The 24,489-nt window shown below is 73.0% G+C and carries 18 protein-coding genes; 4 read left to right on the top strand and 14 right to left on the bottom strand.

Going from position 1 to position 24,489, the window contains the following annotated elements; all coding sequences use genetic code 11:
* Nucleotides 1–17 precede the first annotated feature (17 nt).
* From ACFWI4_RS05475 to ACFWI4_RS05445, 7 genes are all read right to left on the bottom strand, one after another.
* Nucleotides 18–515 (bottom strand): hypothetical protein, encoded by a 498-nt coding sequence (locus tag ACFWI4_RS05475; RefSeq protein WP_385396505.1) that lies wholly within the window; start codon nucleotides 513–515, stop codon nucleotides 18–20.
* Nucleotides 516–631: 116 nt separating this feature from the next.
* Nucleotides 632–3,523, bottom strand: coding sequence for an ATP-binding protein (locus ACFWI4_RS05470; RefSeq protein ID WP_387191264.1), 2,892 nt, complete (start codon nucleotides 3,521–3,523; stop codon nucleotides 632–634).
* A 242-nt stretch (nucleotides 3,524–3,765) separates the two neighbouring features.
* A complete protein-coding gene (locus ACFWI4_RS05465; protein ID WP_385396501.1) occupies nucleotides 3,766–4,008 on the bottom strand; it encodes a DUF397 domain-containing protein in 243 nt (80 codons plus the stop codon).
* An 83-nt stretch (nucleotides 4,009–4,091) separates the two neighbouring features.
* Entirely contained in the window at nucleotides 4,092–5,258 is a 1,167-nt protein-coding gene (locus ACFWI4_RS05460; RefSeq protein WP_387191262.1) for a thiolase domain-containing protein, read from the bottom strand.
* A complete protein-coding gene (locus ACFWI4_RS05455; RefSeq protein ID WP_387191260.1) occupies nucleotides 5,255–6,310 on the bottom strand; it encodes a thiolase domain-containing protein in 1,056 nt (351 codons plus the stop codon). Before ACFWI4_RS05455 ends, ACFWI4_RS05460 begins: the two co-directional genes overlap by 4 nt.
* Nucleotides 6,311–7,252 (bottom strand): Zn-ribbon domain-containing OB-fold protein, encoded by a 942-nt coding sequence (locus ACFWI4_RS05450; protein ID WP_387191258.1) that lies wholly within the window; start codon nucleotides 7,250–7,252, stop codon nucleotides 6,311–6,313.
* Nucleotides 7,253–7,329: 77 nt separating this feature from the next.
* On the bottom strand, nucleotides 7,330–8,130 hold the full coding sequence (locus ACFWI4_RS05445) for a crotonase/enoyl-CoA hydratase family protein (RefSeq protein ID WP_387191256.1): 801 nt from the start codon (nucleotides 8,128–8,130) through the stop codon (nucleotides 7,330–7,332).
* A gap of 197 nt (nucleotides 8,131–8,327) precedes the next feature.
* On the opposite strand from ACFWI4_RS05445, the gene ACFWI4_RS05440 reads away from it, so the two are divergent.
* From ACFWI4_RS05440 to paaK, 4 genes are all read left to right on the top strand, one after another.
* Complete coding sequence (locus tag ACFWI4_RS05440; protein WP_387191254.1) at nucleotides 8,328–9,947, top strand: acyl-CoA synthetase; 1,620 nt, start codon at nucleotides 8,328–8,330, stop codon at nucleotides 9,945–9,947.
* 269 nt (nucleotides 9,948–10,216) lie between these two features.
* Nucleotides 10,217–11,176, top strand: a complete 960-nt coding sequence (locus tag ACFWI4_RS05435) for a 5-dehydro-4-deoxyglucarate dehydratase (protein WP_387191252.1) — start codon at nucleotides 10,217–10,219, stop codon at nucleotides 11,174–11,176.
* Nucleotides 11,177–11,291: 115 nt separating this feature from the next.
* Entirely contained in the window at nucleotides 11,292–12,626 is a 1,335-nt protein-coding gene (locus ACFWI4_RS05430; RefSeq protein WP_387191250.1) for an enolase C-terminal domain-like protein, read from the top strand.
* A gap of 139 nt (nucleotides 12,627–12,765) precedes the next feature.
* Entirely contained in the window at nucleotides 12,766–14,073 is a 1,308-nt protein-coding gene (paaK, locus tag ACFWI4_RS05425; protein WP_385396485.1) for a phenylacetate--CoA ligase PaaK, read from the top strand.
* Between the two features lie 164 nt (nucleotides 14,074–14,237).
* On the opposite strand, the gene ACFWI4_RS05420 is transcribed toward paaK, so the two are convergent.
* The 7 genes from ACFWI4_RS05420 to ACFWI4_RS05390 form a co-directional block, all read right to left on the bottom strand.
* Nucleotides 14,238–15,749, bottom strand: a complete 1,512-nt coding sequence (locus ACFWI4_RS05420; protein WP_387191248.1) for an acyl-CoA synthetase — start codon at nucleotides 15,747–15,749, stop codon at nucleotides 14,238–14,240.
* A gap of 70 nt (nucleotides 15,750–15,819) precedes the next feature.
* On the bottom strand, nucleotides 15,820–17,370 hold the full coding sequence (locus tag ACFWI4_RS05415) for an acyl-CoA synthetase (protein ID WP_387191246.1): 1,551 nt from the start codon (nucleotides 17,368–17,370) through the stop codon (nucleotides 15,820–15,822).
* On the bottom strand, nucleotides 17,367–18,479 hold the full coding sequence (locus tag ACFWI4_RS05410) for an NAD(P)H-dependent flavin oxidoreductase (RefSeq protein ID WP_387191244.1): 1,113 nt from the start codon (nucleotides 18,477–18,479) through the stop codon (nucleotides 17,367–17,369). The genes ACFWI4_RS05415 and ACFWI4_RS05410 overlap by 4 nt, the downstream gene beginning before the upstream one ends.
* 114 nt (nucleotides 18,480–18,593) lie before the next feature.
* A complete protein-coding gene (locus ACFWI4_RS05405) occupies nucleotides 18,594–20,150 on the bottom strand; it encodes a phytoene desaturase family protein (RefSeq protein WP_387191242.1) in 1,557 nt (518 codons plus the stop codon).
* Between the two features lie 153 nt (nucleotides 20,151–20,303).
* Complete coding sequence (locus ACFWI4_RS05400; RefSeq protein ID WP_387191532.1) at nucleotides 20,304–21,461, bottom strand: RNA polymerase sigma factor; 1,158 nt, start codon at nucleotides 21,459–21,461, stop codon at nucleotides 20,304–20,306.
* An 8-nt stretch (nucleotides 21,462–21,469) separates the two neighbouring features.
* Nucleotides 21,470–21,877 carry a YciI family protein gene (locus ACFWI4_RS05395; RefSeq protein WP_385396475.1) on the bottom strand — a complete coding sequence of 136 codons (408 nt, stop codon included), beginning with the start codon at nucleotides 21,875–21,877 and terminating at the stop codon, nucleotides 21,470–21,472.
* A gap of 152 nt (nucleotides 21,878–22,029) precedes the next feature.
* Nucleotides 22,030–24,303, bottom strand: coding sequence for a tetratricopeptide repeat protein (locus ACFWI4_RS05390; protein WP_387191239.1), 2,274 nt, complete (start codon nucleotides 24,301–24,303; stop codon nucleotides 22,030–22,032).
* Between the last annotated feature and the right edge of the window lie 186 nt (nucleotides 24,304–24,489).

Genomic DNA, 24,489 nt, shown 5'->3' with positions numbered 1-24,489 from the left:
GGGTGGGGAGTCGAGGCTCAGCCCTGCTGGAAGAGCTCCGCCGGGAGGGGCTTCAGCAGTGCGTAGAGGTCGTCCGTGATCGGACGGTCCCAGGCGGCGATGGTCACCAGGACGTTGTCGCTGCGGTCGAACTGGACGCAGGAGATGCGCGTCTCGGAGAGCTTGAGCCTGCGCACGATCAGGAGGTTGTCGCCCTGCATCACCGGCATGTCCTCGGTGCCGGTGACGGTCACCTCCTCGTGGTTCTCCAGCGCGATGAGCAGCTGCGCCACCTCGAATGGGACCTCGTCCTCGGCGACGTCCCGGGCCTGGGAACCCTCGGGCAGATTGCCGATGATCATCGCGGGGCCGCGGCCGCCGAACAGGTCGTAGCGCAGGAAGACGCCCTGGCAGCTGCCGTCGGGGGCGGGCAGCAGGCCCGCGCCGAGATTGCCGGGCCAGTCGCCCGGGTCCATGGCCAGAACATCGAAGTCGGGCCCGGCGGGCGTGGCGCTGCGGCGGCGGAGGAAGGACATGCCGCAATGGTACGTGCACGGGCGCGTAGCGGGCCCCACGGGAGCGGGGCGCAGCGGGGCCCGCCGGCGCCGGGTGCGCGGGCCTCCCGGGCGCGGTGCGGGCGGGCCCGCGGGTGTCAGGAGATGGCCTGGTCCCCCAGGGCCGCTTCGAGCCCTCTGCGGTCGGTGCCGACCTTGCGGTAGACCGCCGACAGGAGCCGGGCGACGGTGTGCTCGTCGATGTGCAGTTCCTGGGCGATCTGGGCCGGGGTCCGGTCCCGGACGGTGAGCGCCGCGGCGGTGCGCTCACGGGCCGTGAGCGTGTCCGTCTCGGTGCTGTGCAGGCGGCGCGGCCGCAGTCCGGCCGAGGCCAGCCCCTCGCGGGCCTCCTCGATCAGTCCGTCGGCACCGCACTGGACCGCCGCGTCCAGCCCGCGGTACAGGTGTTCGGCGGCTTCCCTGGGGCGTCCGGAGCGGCGCAGTTCGGTGCCCAGGGCGACCAGGGAGCAGGCCAGTTCGTAGGCGGCCGGGGAGCGTTCCAGATGGCCGACGGACTCCTCGAGGAGCGGGACGCGGTCCGGTGCTGGCGAGACCTCGGCGGCGACGCGCAGGGCCTGGCCGATGGTGGAGGGGGCGCCGTACTGGCGGGCGCGGGCGACCGCGTCGTGTGCGGTGGCGATCGCGCGTTCGGGGGCGTCGTGGCTCTGGGCGCGGGCGAGGTGGAGCTGCCAGGGGCACCAGGCGGGGTTGCGCATGCCGCGCCGGTCGAGGCGGCGGCCGGCGGACGCGAGCTCGGCGGCGGCCTCCTCGGTGAGTCCGCGGGCGAGCAGGAGTTCGCCGTAGACGGTCTGGGCGTCGGGGAAGGTGACGGCCGCGGAGAAGGGCGCGTGGAAGGCGTAGGCCTCGCCGGTGCGCGCGGCCTCCTCGACCTGGCCGCGGGCGAGCAGGACCTGGATGAGGGTGCCGACCGCGTACCAGTGGACGGGGGTGCCGGGTCCGACGCGTTCGGCGAGCCTGAGGCCCGCGCGGACGAAGTCCTCGGCCTCGGCGAGGCGGCCGCGGCGGAAGCGCACGTATCCGAGGATCGTGTAGCCGAAGGAGAGGTGGGCGCCGTGCCAGCCCTGGGATTCGAAGTCGGCGATCCCGGTGGCGAACAGTTCCTCGGTGCGGCCCGGCCGGTCGGCGTACATGAAGGTCATGGCGACGAGGACGGGGACCTCGAAGCCGCGGTCGGCCTCGGCCCAGCCGAGGCCGCCGGCCAGGGCGCGCTCGGCGTGGTGGAGGGCGACGGCGGCGGGTTCACCGCGCAGGGTGGCGTCCCAGGCGCGCAGTCCGATGACGTAGCGCTCGGTGAGGTCGTGTCCGGTGAGCCGGTCGGCGAGGCGGGCGAGGCGGCGGGAGCGGGCGGGCGAGTCGGGTTCGTCGGCGCGGAAGGCGTCCCACATGAACTGCTCGGACTGCATGCGCAGCCGTACCCGGGCGTCGCCGGTGACCGGGATCTCGCGGGCGAGGGTCTCGGAGGCCTCGGCGAGGCGGTCGCTGTGCGCGAGCACCTGGGACAGGCGGTAGACGATGTTGTGGCGCAGCTCGGGGTCGGTGATCGGTTCTTCCAGGGCGGCGCGCAGGTGGTTGACGGTGTTCGTCGGCTCGGTGAGCAGGGACGCGCAGCCCAGTTCGTACAGGACGGCGGCGCGGTCCTGGAAGGGCGGCGGTTCGCGCAGGGCACGGGCGAGGTAGCTGCGGGCGGCGTCGGGGGCTCCGGCGCGCTGGGTCTCGCGGGCGGCGGCGCGCAGCTGCTGGACGATCCAGGTGTCGCCGTCCGGGTGGGTCTCCATGAGGTGGCGGGCGGCGGCGGCCGGGCCGAGGCCTTCGTCGATCACGCACCAGGCGGCCTGGCCGTGCAGGGCGACGCGGACGCCGCCGGGGATGTCGCGGTAGACGGCGGTGGCGATCAGGGGGTGGACGAATTCGAGGGGGTCGGCGCCGGTCAGGATGCGGGCGGTGCGCAGGGCGTCGGCCGCGTCGGCGGCTTCCTCGGAGCCGAGGCCGGCGACGGCGGCGGCCAGGGCGGGGCGGATCTCGGTGCCGAGCACGGCGCACGCCCAGGCGAAGCGGACGGTCGCGGTGCCGAGGCGTTCGAGGCGGGCGACGATACCGCTGCCCTTGACGGCGGCGGCGAGGTCGCGCAGGAGGTGTGCTCCGTCCTCGGTCGGGGTGAGGCCGCGGTCGAGGACCTTGGCGGTCAGTTCGACGGCCTCGAAGGGGTTGCCGGCGGTGACCGCCCAGCACTCGCGGCAGAAGGCGTCGTCGGCCTGGGTGCCGAGGTCCTCCCTGACGAGCCGGGCGACGGCGGCGGCGCTGAGCGGTTCGAGGCCGATGGGGCGCTGTCCGGCGCGGCCGGGAAGTCCTCTGAACGCCTCGGCGTGCTCGGGCAGTTCGTCGGGGCGGTAGGCGACGACGAGCAGCAGCGGGAGCTGTTCGGCGCGGGGCGCGAACGCGGCGAGCCAGCTGAGGGATTCGGCGTCGGCCCAGTGGGCGTCGTCCAGGAGGAGCACCATGGGGGCGCGCTGCACGGCGAGGTGGGTGAGCACCCAGTCGAGTCCGGCGCGCAGGCCCTGCTGGTCGGGCGGGGCGCCTTCGGAGGGCGCGCACAGGCCGAGCGCGGGGCCGACGATGGCGTACCAACTGCCCAGGGAGGAGCGGAGTTCGGCCTCGGAGTAGCCGGCGAGCTGCGGTTGCAGGAGCTGGCGGGCGACGTGGAAGGCGACGCGTTGCTCCTGTTCGCCGCCGCGGGCGCTCAGTACGGTGCAGCCCTTGGCGGCGGAGCGGCGGCGGACCTCGCCGAGGAGGGTGGTCTTGCCGATGCCGGCGCGTCCGGCGAAGGCGAGGAGCGCGCCGCGGGGGCGTCCCGGCGGCTCGCCGGGTTCCCGGCGCAGGCCGACCAGGTCGCTCAACGCCTCGTCGGCGGCGGAGAGTTCACTCTCGCGCTCGAAGAGCGTCCGACGGCTGCGAAGGCTGCGTTGCCCCATGATCACCCCCTGCCACGATCGCGCGTCCGCGCGGGGAGGCGGATGCGCACCGTGACCTTCAGGCACCTCAGCGTACGCCCCGATCAGCCACGGGGCAGCCCGTTCGCGCGCTCCTGGTGGGAACCTCCTGCGCGGCGGCGGGCCGCGGGAGGGCCGGGCGGCGGGCGGCCTTCCGGGCGCGGGTACCCGGGCCGCCGCCCCGCCAGAGGCTGGGGGGCGGGGCGGACCCGGCGGTCGTCGGTTCAGGTCAGGTCGAACTCCCCTTCGCGGGCCCCCGATACGAAGGCTCCCCACTCCGCGGGCGTGAAGATGAGGGAAGCGCTCTGGGGGCGGCCGCTGTTGCGCATCGCGATGAAGCCCTCGACAAAGGCGATCTCGACATCTCCGCGTCCCCGGCTGCTGGACTGCCAGTCGGCGTTGCTGAGGTCCAGCTCCGGCTTGTCCCAGCCCGCGAGCGGGTGCTGCTCGATGGTGCTCTCGGCCACGTCCGTGCTCCTCCCGGTTCGTCGTCCGCGGCCAGCCTAGCGATCGGTCCGTGCCGCGCACAGGCCACGTGAGGGGGACGGTTTCAGGAGGTGGGCGGTGTGGCGCCGACGAGCCACATCGAGAAGAACTGGGACCCGCCCCCGTAGGCGTGGCCGAGGACCCTGCGGGCCCCGTCGACCTGGTGTTCTCCGGCCTGGCCGCGTACCTGGAGGGCCGCTTCGGCGAAGCGGATCATGCCGGAGGCGCCGATCGGATTGGTGGAGAGGACCCCGCCCGACATGTTGACGGGCAGGTCGCCCTCCAGTTCGGTCACGCCCGACTCGGTGAGCTTCCAGCCCTCGCCCTCGTCGGCGAAGCCGAGGTTCTCCAGCCACATGGGCTCGTACCAGGAGAACGGGACGTACATCTCGACGGCGTCGATGTCGCGGCGGGGGTCGGCGATCCCGGCCTGGCGGTAGACGTCGGCCGCGCAGTCCTTGCCGGCCTGCGGGGAGACGAAGTCCTTGCCGGCGAAGAGGGTCGGTTCGCTGCGCATCGCGCCGCCGTGCATCCAGGCGGGCGGGCGCGGTGAACGGGCGGCTCCCGGGCGGTCGGTGAGGATCATCGCGCAGGCGCCGTCGGAGGAGGGGCAGGTCTCGGAGTAGCGGATCGGGTCCCAGAGCATGGGCGAGGCCTGGACCTTCTCCAGGGTGATGTCGTGCTCGTGGAGGTGGGCGTAGGGGTTCTTCAGGGCGTTGCGGCGGTCCTTGTAGGCGACGAGGGAGCCGACGGTGTCGGGCGCGCCGGTGCGCCGCATGTAGGCGCGGACGTGCGGGGCGAAGAATCCGCCGGCGCCGGCGAGCAGCGGCTGCTGGAACGGGATGGGCAGCGACAGGCCCCACATGGCGTTGGATTCGGACTGTTTTTCGTAGGCGAGGGTGAGGACCGTGCCGTGGACGCGGCCGGCGACGAGGTTGGCGGCGACGAGGGCGGTGGATCCGCCGACGGAGCCCGCCGTGTGCACCCGGAGCATCGGTTTTCCGGCCGCGCCGAGGGCGTCGGCCAGGTAGAGCTCGGGCATCATGACGCCCTCGAAGAAGTCGGGCGCCTTGCCGATGACGACGGCGTCGATGTCGGCCCAGGTCAACTCGGCGTCCGCCAGGGCGCGCCGGGCCGCCTCGCGGACGAGTCCGGCGATGGACACGTCCCTGCGTGCCGCCACGTGCTTGGTCTGGCCGATGCCTACGACGGCCACGGGCTCCTTGCTCATCGGGTGTCCCCTTCGAGTACGGCGACCAGGTTCTGCTGGAGGCAGGGGCCGGAGGTGGCGTGGGCGAGCGCCCGGTCGGACTCCCCGCGGTGGATGCGCGCGGCGGCCTCGCCGATGCGGACGAGTCCCGCCGCCATGATCGGGTTGGCGGCGAGGGCGCCTCCCGAGGGGTTGACGCGCACGCTGTCGTCGAGCCGCAGCGCTTTGCGCAGGACGACTTCCTGGGAGCTGAAGGGCGCGTGCAACTCGGCGGTGTCGACCGGTCGTTCGAAGGCGCCGGCGCGTTCGGCGGCCAGCCGGGCGGACGGCGAGTCGGTCAGGTCGCGCACGCCGAGGGAGTGGGCCTCGATGCGGTGGTCGATGCCCCGGATCCAGGCGGGGCGTTCGCACAGGTCGCGGGCCCGGTCCCCGGCGGCGAGGATCACGGCGGCGGCGCCGTCGCCGACGGGCGGGCAGTCGCCGGTGCGCAGCGGTCGTACGAGGTAGTCGCCCTGGGGCACCGAACCGCGGAGCTGGGCGTGGGAGTTGGCGGTGGCGGAGGCGCGGCTGCGGGTGGCGACGGCGGCGAGTTCCCGCTCGTCGGTCTCGCCCGCGTCGATGAGCGCCTGCGCCTGGAGGGCCGCGAGGGCGACCGAGTCGGGCCACAGCGGGGCCAGGTAGTACGGGTCGAGCTGCCGGGTCAGGACGTCACGGACGGAGCCGGGCGAGGACTTGCCGTAGGAGTAGACGAGCGCGGTGTCCGCGTCGCCGGTCAGCAGTTTGGTCCAGGCCTCGTAGAGCGCCCAGGCGCCGTCCATCTCGACGTGCGACTCGGAGATCGGGGGCCAGGCGCCGACGCCGTCGAGGGCCATGGTGAAGGAGAAGGCACGGCCGGCGAGGTAGTCGCTGGAGCCGGAGCAGGTGAAGCCGATGTCACCGGCCCGCAGTCCGGTCCTGCCGAGGACCTCGTGCAGGACGGGGAGGAGCATCTCCACCTCGGAGAGCTCGTCGGAGGTGCGCCGGTGGTCGCTCTGCGCGAAGGCGACGACGGCGATGTCCCTGATGGGCTCCATCTACAGCATCTCCTTGTACGTCTCGTAGTCCGCGTCCGGTTCTCCGGTGGGCCGGTAGTGGTCGGGATGGCGGCCGCCCTCGGTCCACACGGGCTCCACGCGCAGGCCCATGCGGACCTCGTCGTAGGGGATGCCTCCGATCCGTCCGTGCAGCGCGAGCCCGGCGCCGTCGAGGGCGATGTGCGCGTAGACGTACGGGACTTCGATGTCGAGGTTCTTGGCCTTGATGTTGACGATGCAGTACGTGGTGACGGTGCCGCGGGGGCCGACCTCGACCTGTTCCGAGGTGGCCACCCCGCAGGTGGGGCAGGCGCCCTTGGGCGGGACGTAGACCTTGTGGCAGGAGGGGCAGCGTTCGCCGACGGTCCGGCGTTCGGCGAGGCCCGCGATGTAGGCGGCCTGGGCGCGGCCGGGCGAGTAGACGTAGTCGAGCCGTGCGGGGGCGACGATCCCGGTCACCGCGTCCTCGAACCGGCCGTCGTGGCCCGCGGGTTCGGCGGCGGGGCCGTCGTACGGCTCGAAGCAGGCGATGTCGGTGATGGCGCCGGAGCGCTCGGCGGCCCAGCGGACGCGGACGCGCATGCCGGTGCGGACGGCGTCGGGTCCGGGTGCGTCGAGGGCGTGCAGCAGGCCGGTGTCGGCGCCGTCGAGCCTGACCAGCACCCAGGCGAAGGGGGTGGCGAGGGGCTGGCCGCGGCGGGGTTCGTGGTTCCAGGCCCAGGTGGTGACGGTGCCGGTGGGGGCGACCTCGACGAGGTCGGACAGTTCCTCGGCGGTGACCGGGTCGTACTCGACGGGCGGGACGAGGGTGCGTCCGTCGGCGGTCCGTACGCCGAGGACGACCCGTTCGCGCAGGCCCGTGAGGAAAGCGCTCTGCACGGGTCCGAGCGAGCGGGTGAAGGGGAACTCGACGACGAGGGGGGCTTTGAGGACTTCGGGCATCCCGGATCTCTCCTTCCAACGGCCGGACGTGCCGTGTCCGCGGGGCGGACAGAGCGCGTCCGGGACCGGGCTTGCGGTCAGGCGCGCCGGTAGACGGGCGGGCGCTTCTCGGCGAAGGCCCGGGAGCCCTCCTTGGCGTCGGCGGTGTCGAACACCGGCCAGCCGCGCCGCAGTTCGGCGGCGAGCCCGTCGGTCTCGGTGAGTTCGGCGGTCTCGTACACGGACGCCTTGACCGCCTCGACGGCGAGCGGACCGCAGGCGTTGATCTGCTCCGCGACCGCGAGGGCCCGGTCGAGCGCCGTGCCGTCGGGCACCACATGCCCGATCAGCCCGATGGCGGCGGCCTCCTGGGCGGTGTACGGGCGTCCCGTGAGCAGCATTTCGAGGGCGTGGGTGCGCGGGATCTGGCGCTGGAGCCGCACCGTCGAGCCGCCGATCGGGAAGAGCCCGCGCCTGACCTCGAAGAGCCCGAAGGTCGCGGAGGCCCCCGCGACCCGGATGTCGGTGCCCTGGAGGATCTCGGTGCCGCCCGCGACGCAGTACCCCTCGACGGCGGCGATCACCGGCTTGCGCGGGCGGTGGTGGCGCAGCATGGCCTTCCAGTGCAGATCGGGGTCGGCCTTGAGCCGGTCCCGGTACTGCTCGCCCTCCATGCCCCGGCCCGCCAGCGCCTTGAGGTCCATCCCGGCGCAGAACGCGCCGCCGGCGCCGGTGAGCACGATCGAGCGGACCGTGTCGTCCTCGTCGGCCTCGACCCAGCCGTCGTACAGACCGACCAGCATCGGCAGCGAGAGCGCGTTCCTGGCTTCGGGCCTGTTGAGCGTGAGCACCAGTGTGGCGCCTTCGCGTTGCACGGTGAGGTGTTCGGTCCCACCCATGGGCGTCCTCCCGTCTCGGATGCGAGAACAGGTTGCAGGAGGCGTCGAGCCAGTACAAGGGTTTTCTGACAGACAGTCAGATTTCTTCTGCCGGGGCCCTTCACACTTGGGGCGGGCTTTGCTCTGATGACCGTCGGGTCCGGGGCGGGCACGCTCCGGGGACACGCGGCCACGGACGAGCACGGTCAGGAGGAACGGTGGAGTACAACCTTGCCGACCTGTTCGAGTCGGTCGTCGACGTGGTCCCGGACCGCGAGGCCCTCGTGTACATCGACCACCCGGGTACGGGCGCGGAGCGCCGGCTGACGTACGCGGAGCTGGACGCGGCCGCGAACCGGGTCGCGCACCATCTGATCGACAGCGGGATCCGGCCCGGCGAGCACCTCGGGCTCCATCTGTACAACGGGGTCGAGTACCTCCAGACCGTGCTGGCCTGCCTGAAGGCGCGGATCGTGCCCGTCAACGTCAACTACCGTTACGTGGAAGACGAGTTGGCCTACCTCTATCAGGACGCCGACCTGGTGGCACTGGTCTTCGACTCGGAGTTCGGCGAGCGGGTGGCTTCGGCGCGGCCCCGCGCGCCGCGGCTGCGGCACCTCGTGCGGGTGGGCGCCGGCGCACCGGGGGCGGACCCGGTGGACGCCGTGGACTTCGGCGAGGCCGAGGCCGCCGGTTCGCCCCTGCGCGGGTTCGCTCCGCGCAGCGCGGACGACCAGTTCATCATCTACACCGGCGGCACGACCGGGATGCCCAAGGGCGTCATGTGGCGGCAGGAGGACCTCTTCTTCGCCGGTCTCGGCGGCGGCGCCCCGACCGGCGATCCGGTCACCGAGCCGCAGGAGCTCGCGGAGCGCGTCGCCGCGGGAGGCGCGGGGATCACCTTCTTCCCCACTCCCCCACTGATGCACGGCACGTCGACGCTCACCGCCTTCATCGCCTTCAATTTCGGCCAACGCGTGGCGCTCCACCGCAAGTTCGTGCCGGAGGAGGTGCTGCGGACGATCGAGAAGGAGAGGGTGACCAGTGTGTCGCTGGTCGGCGACGCGATGCTGCGTCCCCTGATCGACGCCCTGTCCGGCCCGCTCAAGGGCACGGACTGCTCGGCCCTGTTCAGTGTGTCCTCGTCCGGCGCGATCATGTCGGACACGGTGCGCGAGCAGTTCCAGGAGCTCGTCCCGAACGTGATGCTGCTCAACAACTTCGGCTCCTCGGAGTCCGGCTTCAACGGGACCGCGACGGCCGACTCCGGCCCCGAACGCGGCTTCAGGATCCGCGTCAACGCCCGTACGCAGGTGGTGGATCCGGTGACGTACGAACCGGTCGCGGTGGGCGAGCCGGGCCGGGTGGCGCAGCGCGGCCATGTGCCGCTGGGCTACTACAACGACCCGGAGAAGACCGCCGAGACCTTCTTCCGCAAGGGCGACGAGCGCTGGGTGCTCCTCGGCGACATGGCCACGGTCGACGAGGACGGCGTCGTCGTGGTGCTCGGCCGCGGCTCGCAGTGCATCAACACCGGCGGCGAGAAGGTCTATCCGGAGGAGGTCGAACAGGCCCTGAAGTCCCATCCGGACGTGTACGACGCCCTGGTCGCCGGAGTGCCCGACCCGAGGTGGGGCAACCACGTGGCGGCCGTCGTCCAGCTCCGCGAGGGCGCGCCGCGGCCGTCCCTCGACGACATCCAGACCCACTGCCGTTCCCGGCTGGCCGGATACAAGGTCCCGCGCCAGCTGGTGATCGCCGAATCCATCCAGCGGTCGCCGAGCGGCAAGGCCGACTACCGGTGGGCGCGGGAGGTGGCGGCGGGGGCGGACCGGTAGGCGCCACCCGCGTCGACCCGGTCGCGGACGGAGTACCGCAAGGATCCCGCCCCGAGCGGCGGGCGCACGAACGGACACGACGGGCCCGCGGCCTCCCCGGCCGCGGGCCCGTCGTGCTATCCGGACACCCGCGGCACCCGCTCGCCAGGCACCCGCCCCACCCCCGCCCGGCCCCGGATCGACGGCGCGTCGCCCATTGACCTCGCGGGTTCACGAATCTAACCTGAGTTCGCATACATAAACAGCTTCTGCATACAGGGATGAGACTCATGGCAGGGTTCAGCTCGGATCCGGGCGGCGTGGTCCAGCGACTGCGGGACGGCATGGCGAGCGGGGTCCTGTCCTTCCCGCTCACGAGCTTCACGCAGGACGGCCGCCTCGACCCGGAGGCCTACCGGTCGTACCTGGACGGCCGGCTGGCCACGGCCCCCGGCGCGGTGTTCCCCGCCTGCGGGACCGGCGAGTTCAGCGCGCTGGACGAGGACGAGTACCGGGCCGTGGTCACCGCGACGGTCGAGGTCGCGGACGGGCGCATGCCGGTGGTCGCGGGCACCGGCTACGGCTGGGCGCAGGCCCTGCGGTTCGCGCGGATCGCGGAGGAGGCGGGCGCGGACGCCCTCCTCGTGCTGCCCCACTATCTCGTCGAGGCCCCCGAGTCCGGCCTGGTCGAGCAGCTGCGCCGGATCGCCGCCGGTACCCGGCTGCCGCTCATCGCCTACCAGCGCGGCCCGGTCGCCTTCACCCCCGAGGGACTGCGGGCCGTCGCCGCGATCCCGGGTGTCGTCGGGCTCAAGGACGGCCACAGCGACCTCGACCGGCTCCAGCGCCTCACCCTCGCCGCGCCCGACGGCTTCCTGTTCTTCAACGGGGCCGCCACCGCCGAGATCCAGGCCCGCGCGTACGCCACCGTCGGCGTCCCGGCGTACTCGTCGGCCGTGCACGCCTTCGCCCCCGAGATCGCCGGCGCGTTCTTCACCGCCCTGCGCAGCGGCGACGAGGCGACCGTGAACAAGCTGCTGCGCGACTTCTACGTCCCGCTCGTCGAGCTGCGCGACCGGGTCCCCGGCTACGCCGTGTCCCTGGTCAAGGCCGCGGCCCGGCTGCGAGGGCTTCCGGTCGGCCCGGTCCGGGCCCCGCTCACCGACCCCGGACCCGCCGACCTGGCCGCCCTGGAGCGGATCCTCGACACCGGGCTGGCCCTCGTCGGCGCCGTGCGCCGGCCCGCCTGAAGCCCGCGGGCCCGCCCGGCCCCGGGGCGGACCGGCTCCGCCCCGGCACCGCCGCCCCGGAACGCCGGCCCGTCGCCCATCGCCTCTCGCCCCTCCCCCGTACCCAAGGATTGTGATGCAGCGTCAGCAGCCGACGATCACCGAGTTCTCCGTCTACCCCGTCGCCGGACGGGACTGCATGGAGCTGAACCTGTCGGGCGCCCACGGTCCGTACTTCACCCGCAACATCGTGGTCCTCAAGGACTCCGAGGGGCGGACCGGGCTCGGCGAGGTGCCGGGAGGCGAGAAGATCACCCGGACGCTCCGCGACGCCGGGCCCCTGGTGCTCGGGACCGCGGTGGGCGACTACCAGCGCGTTCTGCGCGAGATCGGGGAGCGGTTCGGCGACCGGGACGCGGGGGGCCGCGGCGCCCAGACCTTCGACCTGCGGACGACCGTCCACGCCGTCACCGCCGTCGAGTCCGCCCTGCTCGACCTGCTCGGCCAGCACCTCGGGGTACCGGTCGCGGCCCTCCTCGGGGACGGACAGCAGCGCGACCGGGTGCGGGTGCTCGGCTATCTCTTCTTCGTCGGCGACCCGGACCGCACGGATCTGCCGTACGTCCGCGAGAGCGGCTCGGACGTGGACTGGTACCGACTGCGGCACGAGGAGGCGCTCACGCCCGAGGCGATCGTCCGGCAGGCCGAGGCCGCGCACGCGCTCTACGGGTTCAAGGACTTCAAGCTCAAGGGCGGGGTCCTGGAGGGCGCCGAGGAGGTCAGGGCCGTGAGCGCGCTCAAGGACCGCTTCCCCGGGGCGCGCGTCACGCTCGACCCCAACGGCGCCTGGTCGCTCCGCGAGGCGATCGAGCTGTGCGGGCCCCTCGTCGGCACGCTCGCCTACGCCGAGGACCCCTGCGGCGCCGAGGACTGCTACTCGGGGCGGGAGATCCTGGCCGAGTTCCGCCGGGCGACGGGACTGCCGACGGCGACCAACATGATCGCCACGGACTGGCGGCAGCTCACCCACGCCCTGGCCCTGCAATCGGTGTCGATCCCACTCGCCGACCCGCACTTCTGGACCATGCGGGGCTCGGTGCGGGTCGCCCAGCTGTGCAACGCGATGGGCCTGACCTGGGGCTGTCACTCGAACAACCACTTCGACATCTCGCTCGCCATGGTCACCCACTGCGGCGCCGCGGCGCCGGGCCCCTACAACGCCCTCGACACCCACTGGATCTGGCAGGAGGGCCTGGAGCGGCTCACGGTGGACCCGCCGCGGATCGTCGACGGCGAGATCGCGGTGCCGGACGCACCAGGACTGGGTATCCGGCTCGACATGGACCGGCTGCTGGCGGCGCACGAGCTGTACCTGAAGGAGGCACTGGGTGCCCGTGACGACGCGGTCGCCATGCGTCACCTCGTGCCGGGCTGGGAGTTCGACGCCAAGCGCCCCGCCCTGGTGCGCTGACCGGCCCCACCTCCCGCTCCCCGCAAAAAGGCTCCGCCGACCCCTTGCACTGACGGCGCACACCTGAATTACTGTCCGGAAAGGAACGACCGAATGATCGGTCGTCCGATATGGCACGGTTGGCGAGGGAGAGGGCGCGATGGCGGGCTCGACGGACTCGAAGGGCCTGCTCGACGCGGGCGAGCGGCTGGACCCGGAGGAGCTGCGGGCGCTCCAGCTGGAGCGGTTGCGCGCGTCACTGCGGCACGCCTACGAGAACGTCCCCTTCTACCGGGAGTCCTTCGACAAGGCCGGGCTGCGCCCCGAGGACTGCCGCTCGCTCGCCGACCTGGCCCTGTTCCCGTTCACGGTGAAGGCGGACCTGCGCGAGAACTATCCGTACGGGATGTTCGCCGTGCCGCAGGACCGGATCCGGCGCCTGCACGCGTCGAGCGGGACGACCGGGCGGCCCACGGTCGTCGGCTACACGGAGAACGACCTGTCCATGTGGGCCGACATGGTGGCCCGTTCGATCCGCGCGGCGGGCGGCCGTCCCGGCGACAAGGTCCATATCGCCTACGGCTACGGGCTGTTCACGGGAGGACTCGGCGCCCACTACGGGGCCGAACGCCTCGGCTGTACGGTGATCCCCGCGTCCGGCGGCATGACGGCCCGTCAGGTCCAGCTGATCCAGGACCTGAAGCCCGAGATCATCATGGTGACCCCCTCGTACATGCTGACCCTGCTCGACGAGTTCGAGCGCCAGGGCGTCGACCCGCGCGGCACCTCCTTGCGGGTCGGCGTGTTCGGGGCCGAGCCGTGGACCGAGGAGATGCGCCGCGAGATCGAGGAGCGGTTCGCCATCGACGCGGTCGACATCTACGGGCTCTCGGAGGTCATCGGCCCCGGTGTCGCCCAGGAGTGCGTGGAGACCAAGGACGGTCTGCACATCTGGGAGGACCACTTCTACCCCGAGGTCGTCGACCCCTTCACCGGCGAGGTGCTCCCGGACGGCGAGGAGGGCGAACTGGTCTTCACCTCGCTGACCAAGGAGGCCATGCCCGTGATCCGTTACCGGACGCGGGACCTGACCCGGCTGCTGCCCGGCAGTGCGCGGGTCTTCCGCCGGATGGAGAAGATCACCGGGCGCAGCGACGACATGGTGATCCTGCGCGGGGTCAATCTGTTCCCGACGCAGATCGAGGAGATCGTGCTGCGGACACCGGGAGTCGCCCCGCACTTCCAGCTGCGGCTGACCCGCGAGGGCCGCCTCGACGCGCTCACCGTGCGGGCCGAGGCCCGGTCCGGGGCGACTCCCGAGGCGCGCGAGGCGGCGGCACGCGCGATCACCGCGGGCGTCAAGGACGGGATCGGCGTCTCGGTGACGGTCGAGATCGTCGAACCGGAGTCCCTGGAACGGTCGGTGGGCAAGCTGAAGCGGATCGTGGACCTGCGTCCGCGCGCCTGAGGCGCCCGGCGGACCGCCGGAAGCCGTGCGCGCCCGAGGCGCCGGCGCCGCCGAATACCCGCGCGCCGGACGGGCCCGGCAGTCCGCCGGAGGCCGGCGCGCCTGAACGGCCGGCAGGGCCGCGGGGGCTCCTGACACCCCCGCGGCCCTGTCCGCCAAGCCCCCTAGGAGCCGTCCTGGGCCCGGCCGAACCGGTCCCTGAGCTCTCGCTTGAGGATCTTTCCGCTGGCGTTGCGCGGCAGCTCGTCCACGAACAGGACCCGCTTGGGCGCCTTGAAGTGGGCGAGCTTCTCGCGCGCGTGGGCGATCAGTTCGTCCTCGGCGACCTCGCCCCGGGGGACGACGACCGCGGTGACGGCCTCGATCCAGCGCTCGTCGGGCAGCGCGACCACGGCGACCTCGGCGACCGCCTCGTGCGTGTACAGCGCGTCCTCGACCTGCCGTGAGGCGACCAGGACACCACCGGAGTTGATGACGTCCTTCACCCGGTCCACCACCGTGAAGTAGCCGTGGGCGTCGCGCACGGCGAGGTCCCCCGAGTGGAACCAGCCGTCGCGGAACGCCGCGGCCGTCTCCTCGGGCTTGTCCCAGTAGCCCTCGCACAACTGCGGTGAGCGGTAGACGACTTCGCCCGGTGTCCCGTCCGGCACGTCCTTGCCGTCCTCGTCGACGACCCGCGCGTCCACGAACAGGACCGGGGTGCCGCACGAGTCCATCCGGCCCTTGTGCTCGTCGGGTCCGAGGACGGTGGCGAGGGGGCCGATCTCGCTCTGGCCGAAGCAGTTGTAGAAGGCCAGCTTCGGCAGCCGCTCGCGCAGCCGTTCCAGGACCGGGACGGGCATGATCGAGGCCCCGTAGTACGCCTTGCGCAGCCCGCTCAGGTCGCGTTCGGCGAAGTCGGGCCGGTTCGACAGACCGATCCACACGGTCGGCGGGGCGAAGAGGCTGTCCGCGCGGCCCGCCTCGATCAGGTCGAAGATCTGTCCGCCGTCCGGCGCGTCGAGGATCGTGTTCGAGGCGCCGACCGCGAGGTAGGGCAGCAGGAACACGTGCATCTGCGCCGAGTGGTAGAGCGGCAGCGAGTGCACCGGCAGGTCCCCGGCGCTCAGGTCGAGGGCGGTGATCGCGCTCAGGTACTCGTGCACCAGGGCGCGGTGCGTCATCATCGCGCCCTTGGGCAGCGCGGTGGTGCCCGAGGTGTAGAGGAGCTGCACGAGCGTCTCGGCGCGCGGCTCCTCACCGTCGTACGGGCGTGCCGTCTCCAGCCGCAGCAGGAACGAGCCGTCGGCGTCGCGCAGCGGCAGCGTCCGTACGCCCTCGGGGAGCCGGTCCGCGAGGTCGGGGTCGGTCAGGACCAGGGAGCATCCGGACTGGCCGACGATGTAGGCGAGGTCGTCGCCGGTCAGGTTCTGATTGACCGGCACGTGGACCAGTCCGGCGCGGGCGCAGGCGAGGAAGCCGATCAGATAGGCGTCCGAGTTGTGGCCGTAGGCGCCCACGCGGTCCCCGGGGGACAGTCCCTCGTCGAGGAGGACGGTCGCCGCGCGGGAGACGGCCTCGTCGAGTTCGGCGTACGTCCAGGAGCGCTCTCGGTAGTCGACGGCGCGCCGCGCCGGTGTGCGCCGGGCACTGCGGCGCAGCACCCCGTCGACCGTACTGCCGTGTCCAGGCTTCATGCAGGTGATCCTCGATCCACGCCGGGGCGAGGTCAAGTGAGCGCGGGGCGCCGCGGCGGGTGCCCCGGTGTCACATCACCCGGGTGCGGCCCTCCCAGTAGGGATCGCGGAGCCGGCGCTTGTACAGCTTGCCGTTGGGGTCGCGGGGCATGGCCGCGATGAAGTCGACGCTCCGGGGCCGCTTGTAGCGGGCGAGTCGCCGCTCGCAGTGGGCGAGGATGTCCGCGGCGAGCGCCGGTCCGGCCTCGTGTCCCGGCGCGGCCTCGACCACGGCCTTGACCTCCTCGCCCCAGTCGTCGTGCGGGATGCCGAAGGCGGCCGCGTCGGCGACGGCCGGGTGGGAGAGCAGCGCCGCCTCGATCTCGGCCGGGTAGATGTTGACCCCGCCGGAGATGATCATGTCGATCTTGCGGTCGCGGAGGAAGAGATAGCCGTCCTCGTCGAGCAGGCCGAGGTCGCCGACGGTGAAGAAGTCGCCGATGCGGTTCTTGCGGGTCTTGGTCTCGTCCTTGTGGTAGGAGAATCCGCCGGTGCTCATCTTCATGTAGACGGTGCCGAGTTCACCGGGGGGCAGCCGGTTGCCGTCGTCGTCGAAGACGGCCAGTTCGCTGATCGGCCAGGCCTTGCCGACGGTGCCGGGCTTCTTCAGCCAGTCCTCGGCGGTGGCGAAGGCACCGCCGCCCTCGCTGGCCGCGTAGTACTCCTCGACGCACTCGCCCCACCACGCGATCATGGCCCGCTTCACATGGTCGGGGCAGGGGGCGGCGCCGTGGATGGCGTGCCGCATGGAGGTGACGTCGTAGCGGCTCTTCACGTCCTCGGGGAGGGCGAGCAGCCGGTGGAACTGGGTCGGCACCATGTGGGTGTGGGTGCAGCGGTGCGCGTCGATGACCCGCAGCATGTCCTCGGGCGTCCACTTGTCCATCAGGACGAGCCGGTGGCCGATGTGCAGGGACGCGCCCGCGAACTGGAGGACGGCGGTGTGGTAGAGCGGCGAGCAGACGAGGTGGACGTTGTCGTCGTAGGGCCTGATGCCGAAGATGGCGAGGAAACCGCCGAGGTACGACTCCTCGGGGAGCTTGCCGGGCAGCGGGCGCCGGATGCCGCGGGGGCGGCCGGTGGTGCCCGAGGTGTAGTTCATGACCCAGCCGAGGGTGCGGTCGGCGGGCGCGGATCCGGGCTGTCCGTCGAGGAGTTCGGCGTACGGCCGGAAGCCCTCGATCTCTCCGACGGAGTACCGCCGCTCTGCGGGGAGCTTCGCCTCGTCGGCGGCGTGCCGTGCGGCGTCGGCGAACCGTTCGTGGGCGATGAGGACCTTGGCCCCCGAGTCGGAGACGATCCAGGCGATCTCGGGCCCGACGAGGTGGTGGTTGACGGGGACGAGGTAGAGACCGGCCTGCGAGGCGGCGAGGTACGCGACGAGGAACTCGACGCCGTTGGGCAGGACGACGGCGAAGGAGTCGCCGCGTTCCAGGCCGGCGGCGCGCAGCCCGTGGACGAGCGCGTTGGCCGCCGCGTGCAGCCGTCCGGCGGTCCATTCCTCGCCGGAGGGGGTGACCAGGGCGACGCGTTCGGGGTCGGCGGCGGCCTGGGCCCAGAAGCCGTTGGGTGAGGTGGTCATGCCTGTTCCCCCCTGCCCGCGATGCGGTTGATGCGGTCGACGGCGCGCTCGAAGCCCCGGGTCAGGTCGTCGAAGACCTCCTGGACGGAGCGTTCGCTGGTCATCCGGCCGACGATCTGTCCGACCGGGGTGCCGAGCAGTGGCTCGACCTCGTACTTCTGGATGCGGGAGACGGCGTCGGCGACGAGGAGTCCCTGGAGCGGCATGGGGAGCGTGCCCGGTCCGGCCGGGTCGTCCCAGGCGTCGGTCCACTCGGTGCGCAGCTGGCGCGCGGGCTTGCCGGTCAGGGCGCGCGAGCGGACGGTGTCGCCGGAGCCGGCCGCGAGCAGTTTGCGGGTGACGGCCGGGGAGTGCATGTCGGCCTCGGTCACGGTCAGCCAGACCGAGCCGAGCCACACGCCCTGGGCGCCGAGGCTCAGCGCGGCGGCCACCTGCTGTCCGCTGCCGATGCCGCCCGCCGCGAGGACGGGCAACGGGCCCACGGCGTCGACGACTTCGGGCGTGAGCACCATCGAGGCGATCTCTCCCGTGTGCCCACCGGCCTCGTAGCCCTGGGCGACGACGATGTCGATGCCCGCCTCGGCGTGCTTGCGCGCGTGCCGGGCGCTGCCAGCGAGCGCGGCGACGAGCACGCCCTTCTCGTGGGCGCGCCGGACGACGTCGGCGGGCGGTGAACCCAGCGCGTTGGCCAGCAGTTTGATCGGGTAGCCGAAGGCGACGTCGAGCTGGCCGCGGGCGACCTGTTCCATCCAGCCGGTGATGCGCCAGCCGGACGCCTCGCCCTCGTCGAGTTCGGGGACGCCGTACTTGGCGAGGGTGTCCCTGACGAACTGGCGGTGCCCCTCGGGGATCATCGCCTCGACGTCGGCCTCGCTGACGCCCTCGACCTTCTGCGCGGGCATGACGACGTCCAGGCCGTAGGGCACGCCGCCGACGTTGGCCTCGATCCAGTTGAGGTCGCGCTCCAGGTCGGTGGGAGCGGTGTAGCGGACCGCGCCGAGCACGCCGAACCCGCCCGCGCGGCTGATGGCCGCGGCGACGGCGGGAAACGGCGTGAAGCCGAAGATGGCGTGCTCGACTCCCAGTTCCTTGCTCAGCTCCGTCTGCATGGGCGCAGGATGCCGCAGACCTCGGGACGAGGGAAGGCCTTTTCTGATACTCCGTCAGATCTGTGGAGCCTGCTCGGAACGGGCGGGACCGGCGGCCTTTCGGGCCGCCCCCGGTCAGGCCGGCGCCTCCAGTACGGCCTTGGCCGCGTTGTGGCCCGGGACGCCGCTCACGCCGCCGCCGCGCACCGCGCCCGCCCCGCACAGCATCACGTTGGCGTGCCGGGTCTCCACGCCCCAACGGCCGGTCCCCTCCTGGGCGTAGGGGAAGGCGAGGTCGCGGTGGAAGATGTTGCCGCCCGGCAGGCGCAGGTCACGCTCCAGGTCGAGCGGGGTCTTCGCCTCGATGCAGGGCCGCCCGTCCGCGTCGGTGGCCAGGCAGTCGGCGATCGGCTCGGCGAGATGCGCGTCGAGCTGGGCCAGCGTCGACTTGAGCAGTTCCTCGCGCACGGCGTCGTTGTCCCGCTCGAAGAGCCGGGCGGGCGTGTGGAGACCGAAGAGCGTGAGGGTCTGGTAGCCGCGCTCGACCAGGTCCCGGCCCAGGATGCTGGGGTCGGTGAGCGAGTGGCAGTAGATCTCGGAGGGCGGCGCCGTGGGCAGCTCACCGGCCGCGGCCTGGGCGTGCGCGGCCGCCAACTGCTCGTAGCCCTCGGCGATGTGGAAGGTCCCGGAGAACGCCTCGCGCGGGTCGACGGAGGTGTCGCGGAGCCTCGGCAGCCGCTTGAGCAGCATGTTCACCTTGAGCTGGGCGCCCTCCGCCGGGGTCGGCGGCTCGTCTCCGGTGAGGTGCGCGAGCTCCTGCGGGGAGGCGTTCACCAGGACGTGCCGGGCCGCGACGACCCCCTCGCCGTCGGCGGTCCGGTAGGTGATCTCGGCGGACTCCCCGTCGGTGTCGATCCGCAGCACCTCGTGGCCGGTCTCGATCACCGCGCCCGCCGCGCGGGCGGCGCCGGTGATCGCGTCGGTGAGGGCGCCCATCCCGCCGACGGGCACGTCCCAGGCTCCGGTGCCGCCGCCGATCACGTGGTAGAGGAAGCAGCGGTTCTGCCGCAGCGAGGGGTCGTGGGCGTCGGCGAAGGTGCCGATGAGCGCGTCGGTGAGGACGACACCGCGGACGAGGTCGTCGGCGAAGTTCTCCTCGACGGCCACGCCGACGGGCTCCTCGAACAGGATCCGCCAGGCGTCCTCGTCGTCGACGCGCGCCCTCAGCTCCTCGCGGGTGGGCAGCGGTTCGGTGAGCGTCGGGAACACCCGCTGGGCGACGCGGCCGGTCATCCCGTAGAAGCGCTGCCACGCCTCGTACTCGCGCTCCGAGCCCGTGAGCTTCGCGAACGCCTCGCGGGTGCGCCGCTCGCCGCCGCCGACGAGCAGTCCGGTGGGCCGTCCGCCGCGCTCCACGGGCGTGTACGAGGAGACGGTCCGGCCCCGGACCCGGAAGTCGAGGCCGAGGTCCCGGACGATCTTGCGGGGCAGCAGGCTGACCAGGTACGAGTAGCGCGAGAGCCGCGCGTCGACCCCGGCGAACGGCCGGGTGGACACGGCGGCGCCACCGGTGTTGCCCAGGCGCTCCAGCACCAGCACGGACCGCCCGGCCCGCGCCAGATAGGCGGCCGCGACCAGTCCGTTGTGGCCTCCGCCGACGATCACGGCGTCATATCCCTCGTGTACAGGCATGGTTCTTCGTAGCACGTGATGATCTACGTCGGCCAGGGGTGCGCGGCAGGCGGCGGCAGTCCGTACGGGTGGGTCCGCGGGCGCGGCGATCGTCGGGGACCGCGGCCCCGGCCCCCTTCCGGATGCCCGCGCGGAGGGTGGGGGCCGGGTGCGTCAGCGTCCGCGCCCGGTGCCGAGACGGGTGTTCAGGCGCGCGGCCTGACGGGTCAGATGGTCGCGTTCGGCCAGGTCGGGTGCCTTCCGCGCGGCCTCGGCGTAGAGCCGTGCCGCCCGCTCCAGGTCGCCGTCACGCTCGTGGAGGTACGCGGCCACCGCGGTGTACCGGGGCAGCGAGTCGTCCAGGGCCGCCAGCGCGGCCAGGCCGGCGCGCGGTCCGTCGGCCTCGCCCACGGCCACCGCGCGGTTGAGCCGGACGACGGGACTGCCGGTCAGCCGCGCGAGTTCGTCGTACCACTCGACGATCTGCACCCAGTCGGTCTCCTCCGCGGTGCGCGCGTCGGCGTGGAGGGCCGCGATGGCGGCCTGGGCCTGGAACTCGCCCAGCCGGTCGCGGGCGAGCGCCCTCTGCAGGATCGCCACGCCTTCGGCGATCGCACGGGTGTCCCACCGGGCGCGGTCCTGCTCGGCCAGCGGCACCAGGCTGCCGTCGGGAGCCGTCCGCGCCCCGCGCCTGGCGTGGTGGAGCAGCATGAGGGCGAGCAGCCCCGCCACCTCGGGATGGTCGACCTGCGCCGCGAGCTGCCGGGTGAGCCGGACGGCCTCGGCGACGAGGTCGACGTCACCGGAGTAGCCCTCGTTGAAGACGAGGTAGAGGACGCGCAGCACGGTGGAGACGTCGCCGTTGCGGTCCAGCCGCTCTCCGGACACCGTGCGCTTGGCCCGGCTGATGCGCTGCGCCATGGTCGCCTCGGGGACCAGGTAGGCCCGCGCGATCTGGCGGGTGGTGAGCCCGCCGACCGCGCGCAGGGTGAGCGCGACGGCGGACGACGGTGTCAGTGCCGGGTGGGCGCACAGGAAGTAGAGCTGGAGGGTGTCGTCGAAGCCCGTCACCGGTCCCGTCTCGGGCTCGTCCTCGACGAGGTCCTCCCTCCGGCGGCGGGCCGCGTCCGCCCGGGCCGCGTCGAGGAACCGGCGCCAGGCCACGGTGACCAGCCAGCCCTTGGGGTCCCGCGGCTTGTCCCGCGGCCAGACCCGGAGGGCCTCGACGAGGGCGTCCTGGACGGCGTCCTCGGCCGCCGCGAAGTCGGCTCCGCGGCGGACGAGGACGGCGAGCACCCCGGGCGTGAGGCTCCTGAGCAGGGCCTCGTCCATGGTCGAGGTCACTCCGTGACGGTGTGGGAGGCGGTGAGGAACGGGCGCACCTCCAGCCACTCGTGGATCGGCTTCCCGCCGGCGCCGGGGGCGGCCGACAGTTCCCCGGCCAGTTCGACGGCCCGCTCGTGGCTGTCGACGTCGATCACCATCCAGCCGGCGATGAGGTCCTTGGTCTCGGCGAACGGCCCGTCGGTGACCGGCGGACGGCCCTCTCCGTCGTAGCGGACCCACTGTCCCTCGGGCGCGAGCGCCTGGCCGTCGACGAACTCGCCGCTCTTCTCCAGCCGGGCCGCGAAGTCGTTCATGTACTGGATGTGCGCGGAGATCTCCTCCGGGGTCCACCGGTCCATCGGCACGTCGTTGACCGCGGCCGGGGCTCCCCGGTAGTGCTTGAGCAGCAGGTACTTGGCCATCGTGATTCTCCTCGGTGCTGGTGCGACCCATTGTGGGCGCGTTCACCTCTGGGACGGAGCGAGCCACGGCTTCTCGACATCACGGCCGGAATTTCTCCGCACTTTTTCGCCCGGCCGCCTCCCGCCATCGGGGAAAGTGCTGTTTTCGCAGGTCAGCGGCCTTCGGCAGCTCGCCGTCGGCGCAGGTCGGCCACCCTGCGGTACAGCTCGGCCGCCTCCCGGGCGTGTCCCAGCTGCTCCAGGCAGTGCGCCTCGTCGCCGCGCGCGGCCAGGGTGTCGGGGTGGTCGGTGCCCAGCACCCGCTCGCGGGCCTCCGCGACCCGCCGGTACTCGGTGAGGGCGTCGGCCCAGCGGCCGAGCCAGCCGAGGCCGACCGCGACCTCGCGGCGGCTGACCAGGGTGTCGGGATGGCCGGGCCCGAGGGCGCGCTCGCGGATGGCGCACACGTCCCGGGACTCGGCGAGCGCCTCCTCCCAGCGGCCCAGGCGTCCGAGGTTCACGCCGAGCCCGTGCCGGGCGCGCAGGGTCTCGGGATGGGTGGCGCCCTGTGCCCGGGTCCGGTCGGCGACCAGCGAGCGGTACAGCTCCAGCGCCTGGGCGCTGCGGCCGAGCCTGCCGAGGCTGATGCCCACCTCGTAGCGGGCGGCGAGGGTGTCCGGGTGATCGGGACCCAGCGCCCGCGCCCTGGCCGCGGCCACCTCCTGGTAGGTGTGCAGGGCCTCGGGCCAGCGGCCCAGCTGACCGAGCGCGTAGGCGACTTCGTAGCGGGTGACCAGGGTGTCGGGGTGGGCCGGGCCGAGCACCCGGGCGCGGGCGGCGGCGACGTCGGCCGCCATGCGGTACGAGTCCTCCAGGCGTCCGAGCCTGCTGAGGTTGAAGGCGAGGTTGTGGCGGCAGCGCAGGGTGTCGGGATGGTCGGGCCCCATCGCGCGCTCCCGGGCGGCGAGCACCGAGGTGTAGGCCTGGTGCGCTTCGAGGTGGCGGCCCAACTGGCCCAGCACGTAGGCCATTTCCTGGCGTGCGGCCAGGGTGTCGGGGTGGCCGACGCCGAGCACCCGTTCCCTGGCCTGGGCGACGCGCGCGTACTCGCCGAGGGCTTCGGCGGGGCGTCCGGTGCGGCTCAGGCTGAAGCCGACCTCGTACCGGCTCGCGAGCGTGTCCGGGTGGTCGGGCCCTAGCAGCCGCTCGCGTTCGGCGGCGACCGCGCGGTGGACCTCGCCCGCCTCGGTCCACCGGCCGAGCCGTCCGAGGTTCAGTCCGGTGTTGTGCCGCGCGGTCAGCGCGGTGGCCGACTCGGCGGCGGGGGCGGGTGGTTCGGCGCGGGGCGCGGGGGGCGGCGCGGTGGTGGAGGGGCGGGTGGTCCAGGCGCCGGTGAGACCGGCGGACGTGTCGGGCGGGGTGCCCGGCCATCCGGCGCCGCCGGCCTTGTGGCCGGTGGTCATGCCCTGGGTCCAGGACGGCAGCCGGGGTTCGCGGGACGGCGGCTGTTCCGGCCGCGGCGGGAACCGCGATGTCGCGGACCGGGGTGCGGCGGCGGGGTGCGGCGGGGCGACCACCGTCGGCACGTACAGGGGTGCCGTGCGCCCCGCGGTGATGCGGCGGGCGAGTTCGCGGGCGTCACGCGGCCGCTGCTCGGGCTCCTTGGCGAGCAGGTCGAGGATGATCCGCTCCAGGTACTCGGGGAGGTCGGCGCGGTGGCTGCGGGGCGGTTCGGGCGCGGTGTCGCGGTGGCCGACGAGGATGGCCCAGGCGTCGCCGAGGTCGAACGGCGGGGCCCCGGTGGCGATCTCGTACAGCACGCAGCCGAAGGAGTAGAGGTCGCTGCGCTGGTCGACCTCCGCTCCGGCGATCTGTTCCGGTGACATGTAGTGCGGGGTGCCCATCGCGACGCCGGTGCCGGTGAGCCGTGACGTGAAGCCGATGTCGTGGCCGAGGCGGGCGATGCCGAAGTCGCAGATCTTCACGGTGCCGTCGGCGAGCCGCATGATGTTCGCCGGCTTCAGGTCGCGGTGCACGATGCTCTGCTGATGGGTGTAGGCGAGCGCGGCGGTCACCTGGTCGGCTATGTCGAGGACCTCGGCGACCGGGAGCCGGTGCTCCCGGTTCTCCTCCAGGAGCTGGCCGAGGTTGTGTCCCTCCAGCAGTTCCATGACCAGGTAGAGCACGCCGTCGGCCTCGCCGAAGTCGTGGACGACGGTGACCCCGCGGTGCTGGAGGGCGGCGGCGACCCGGGCCTCGCGGCGGAACCGCTCGCGCAGGACACGGGCGAAGGACGGGTCGTGGTGGGGGCCGAGCGGTTTGAGGCACTTGACGGCCACATGGCGGCCCAGTGATTCGTCGCGGGCCCGCCACACCTCGCCCATGCCGCCGCGCCCGATCGGATCGAGGAGCCGGTACCGCCCCTGGATCAGCCTGCTTTCCGCCATCTCGCGCGATCGCCCCCGTCCCCGCCCGCCCCCGAGCCCGCCCCGGCCCGGTCCAGTATGACGAGCTATCAGCGGACTTTGTACGGCACCGGAGGCGAGCCGGGGCCGAGCCGGGTCCGAGCCGTGACACGGCCGGGAGAATGTTTCCGGTCGGAACCGCGACTGCGGCCGTGCTGGGGCGCGGAG

This window comes from Streptomyces sp. NPDC127038 (genome assembly GCF_042725875.1).
Taxonomy (GTDB): domain Bacteria; phylum Actinomycetota; class Actinomycetes; order Streptomycetales; family Streptomycetaceae; genus Streptomyces.
Note: the sequence above shows the minus strand (reverse complement) of the source record. Positions and strands in the feature narration are given on the sequence as shown.

What these genes read in the sequence shown, in the direction of transcription:
- ACFWI4_RS05475 (WP_385396505.1), bottom strand. Translation starts at nt 515, where the DNA reads ATGTCCTTCCTCCGCCGCCGCAGCGCCACGCCCGCCGGGCCCGACTTC.
- ACFWI4_RS05470 (WP_387191264.1), bottom strand. Translation starts at nt 3,523, where the DNA reads ATGGGGCAACGCAGCCTTCGCAGCCGTCGGACGCTCTTCGAGCGCGAG.
- ACFWI4_RS05460 (WP_387191262.1), bottom strand. Translation starts at nt 5,258, where the DNA reads ATGAGCAAGGAGCCCGTGGCCGTCGTAGGCATCGGCCAGACCAAGCAC.
- ACFWI4_RS05455 (WP_387191260.1), bottom strand. Translation starts at nt 6,310, where the DNA reads ATGGAGCCCATCAGGGACATCGCCGTCGTCGCCTTCGCGCAGAGCGAC.
- ACFWI4_RS05450 (WP_387191258.1), bottom strand. Translation starts at nt 7,252, where the DNA reads ATGCCCGAAGTCCTCAAAGCCCCCCTCGTCGTCGAGTTCCCCTTCACC.
- ACFWI4_RS05445 (WP_387191256.1), bottom strand. Translation starts at nt 8,130, where the DNA reads ATGGGTGGGACCGAACACCTCACCGTGCAACGCGAAGGCGCCACACTG.
- ACFWI4_RS05435 (WP_387191252.1), top strand. Translation starts at nt 10,217, where the DNA reads ATGGCAGGGTTCAGCTCGGATCCGGGCGGCGTGGTCCAGCGACTGCGG.
- ACFWI4_RS05430 (WP_387191250.1), top strand. Translation starts at nt 11,292, where the DNA reads ATGCAGCGTCAGCAGCCGACGATCACCGAGTTCTCCGTCTACCCCGTC.
- paaK (WP_385396485.1), top strand. Translation starts at nt 12,766, where the DNA reads ATGGCGGGCTCGACGGACTCGAAGGGCCTGCTCGACGCGGGCGAGCGG.
- ACFWI4_RS05420 (WP_387191248.1), bottom strand. Translation starts at nt 15,749, where the DNA reads ATGAAGCCTGGACACGGCAGTACGGTCGACGGGGTGCTGCGCCGCAGT.
- ACFWI4_RS05415 (WP_387191246.1), bottom strand. Translation starts at nt 17,370, where the DNA reads ATGACCACCTCACCCAACGGCTTCTGGGCCCAGGCCGCCGCCGACCCC.
- ACFWI4_RS05410 (WP_387191244.1), bottom strand. Translation starts at nt 18,479, where the DNA reads ATGCAGACGGAGCTGAGCAAGGAACTGGGAGTCGAGCACGCCATCTTC.
- ACFWI4_RS05405 (WP_387191242.1), bottom strand. Translation starts at nt 20,150, where the DNA reads ATGCCTGTACACGAGGGATATGACGCCGTGATCGTCGGCGGAGGCCAC.
- ACFWI4_RS05400 (WP_387191532.1), bottom strand. Translation starts at nt 21,461, where the DNA reads ATGGACGAGGCCCTGCTCAGGAGCCTCACGCCCGGGGTGCTCGCCGTC.
- ACFWI4_RS05395 (WP_385396475.1), bottom strand. Translation starts at nt 21,877, where the DNA reads ATGGCCAAGTACCTGCTGCTCAAGCACTACCGGGGAGCCCCGGCCGCG.
- ACFWI4_RS05390 (WP_387191239.1), bottom strand. Translation starts at nt 24,303, where the DNA reads ATGGCGGAAAGCAGGCTGATCCAGGGGCGGTACCGGCTCCTCGATCCG.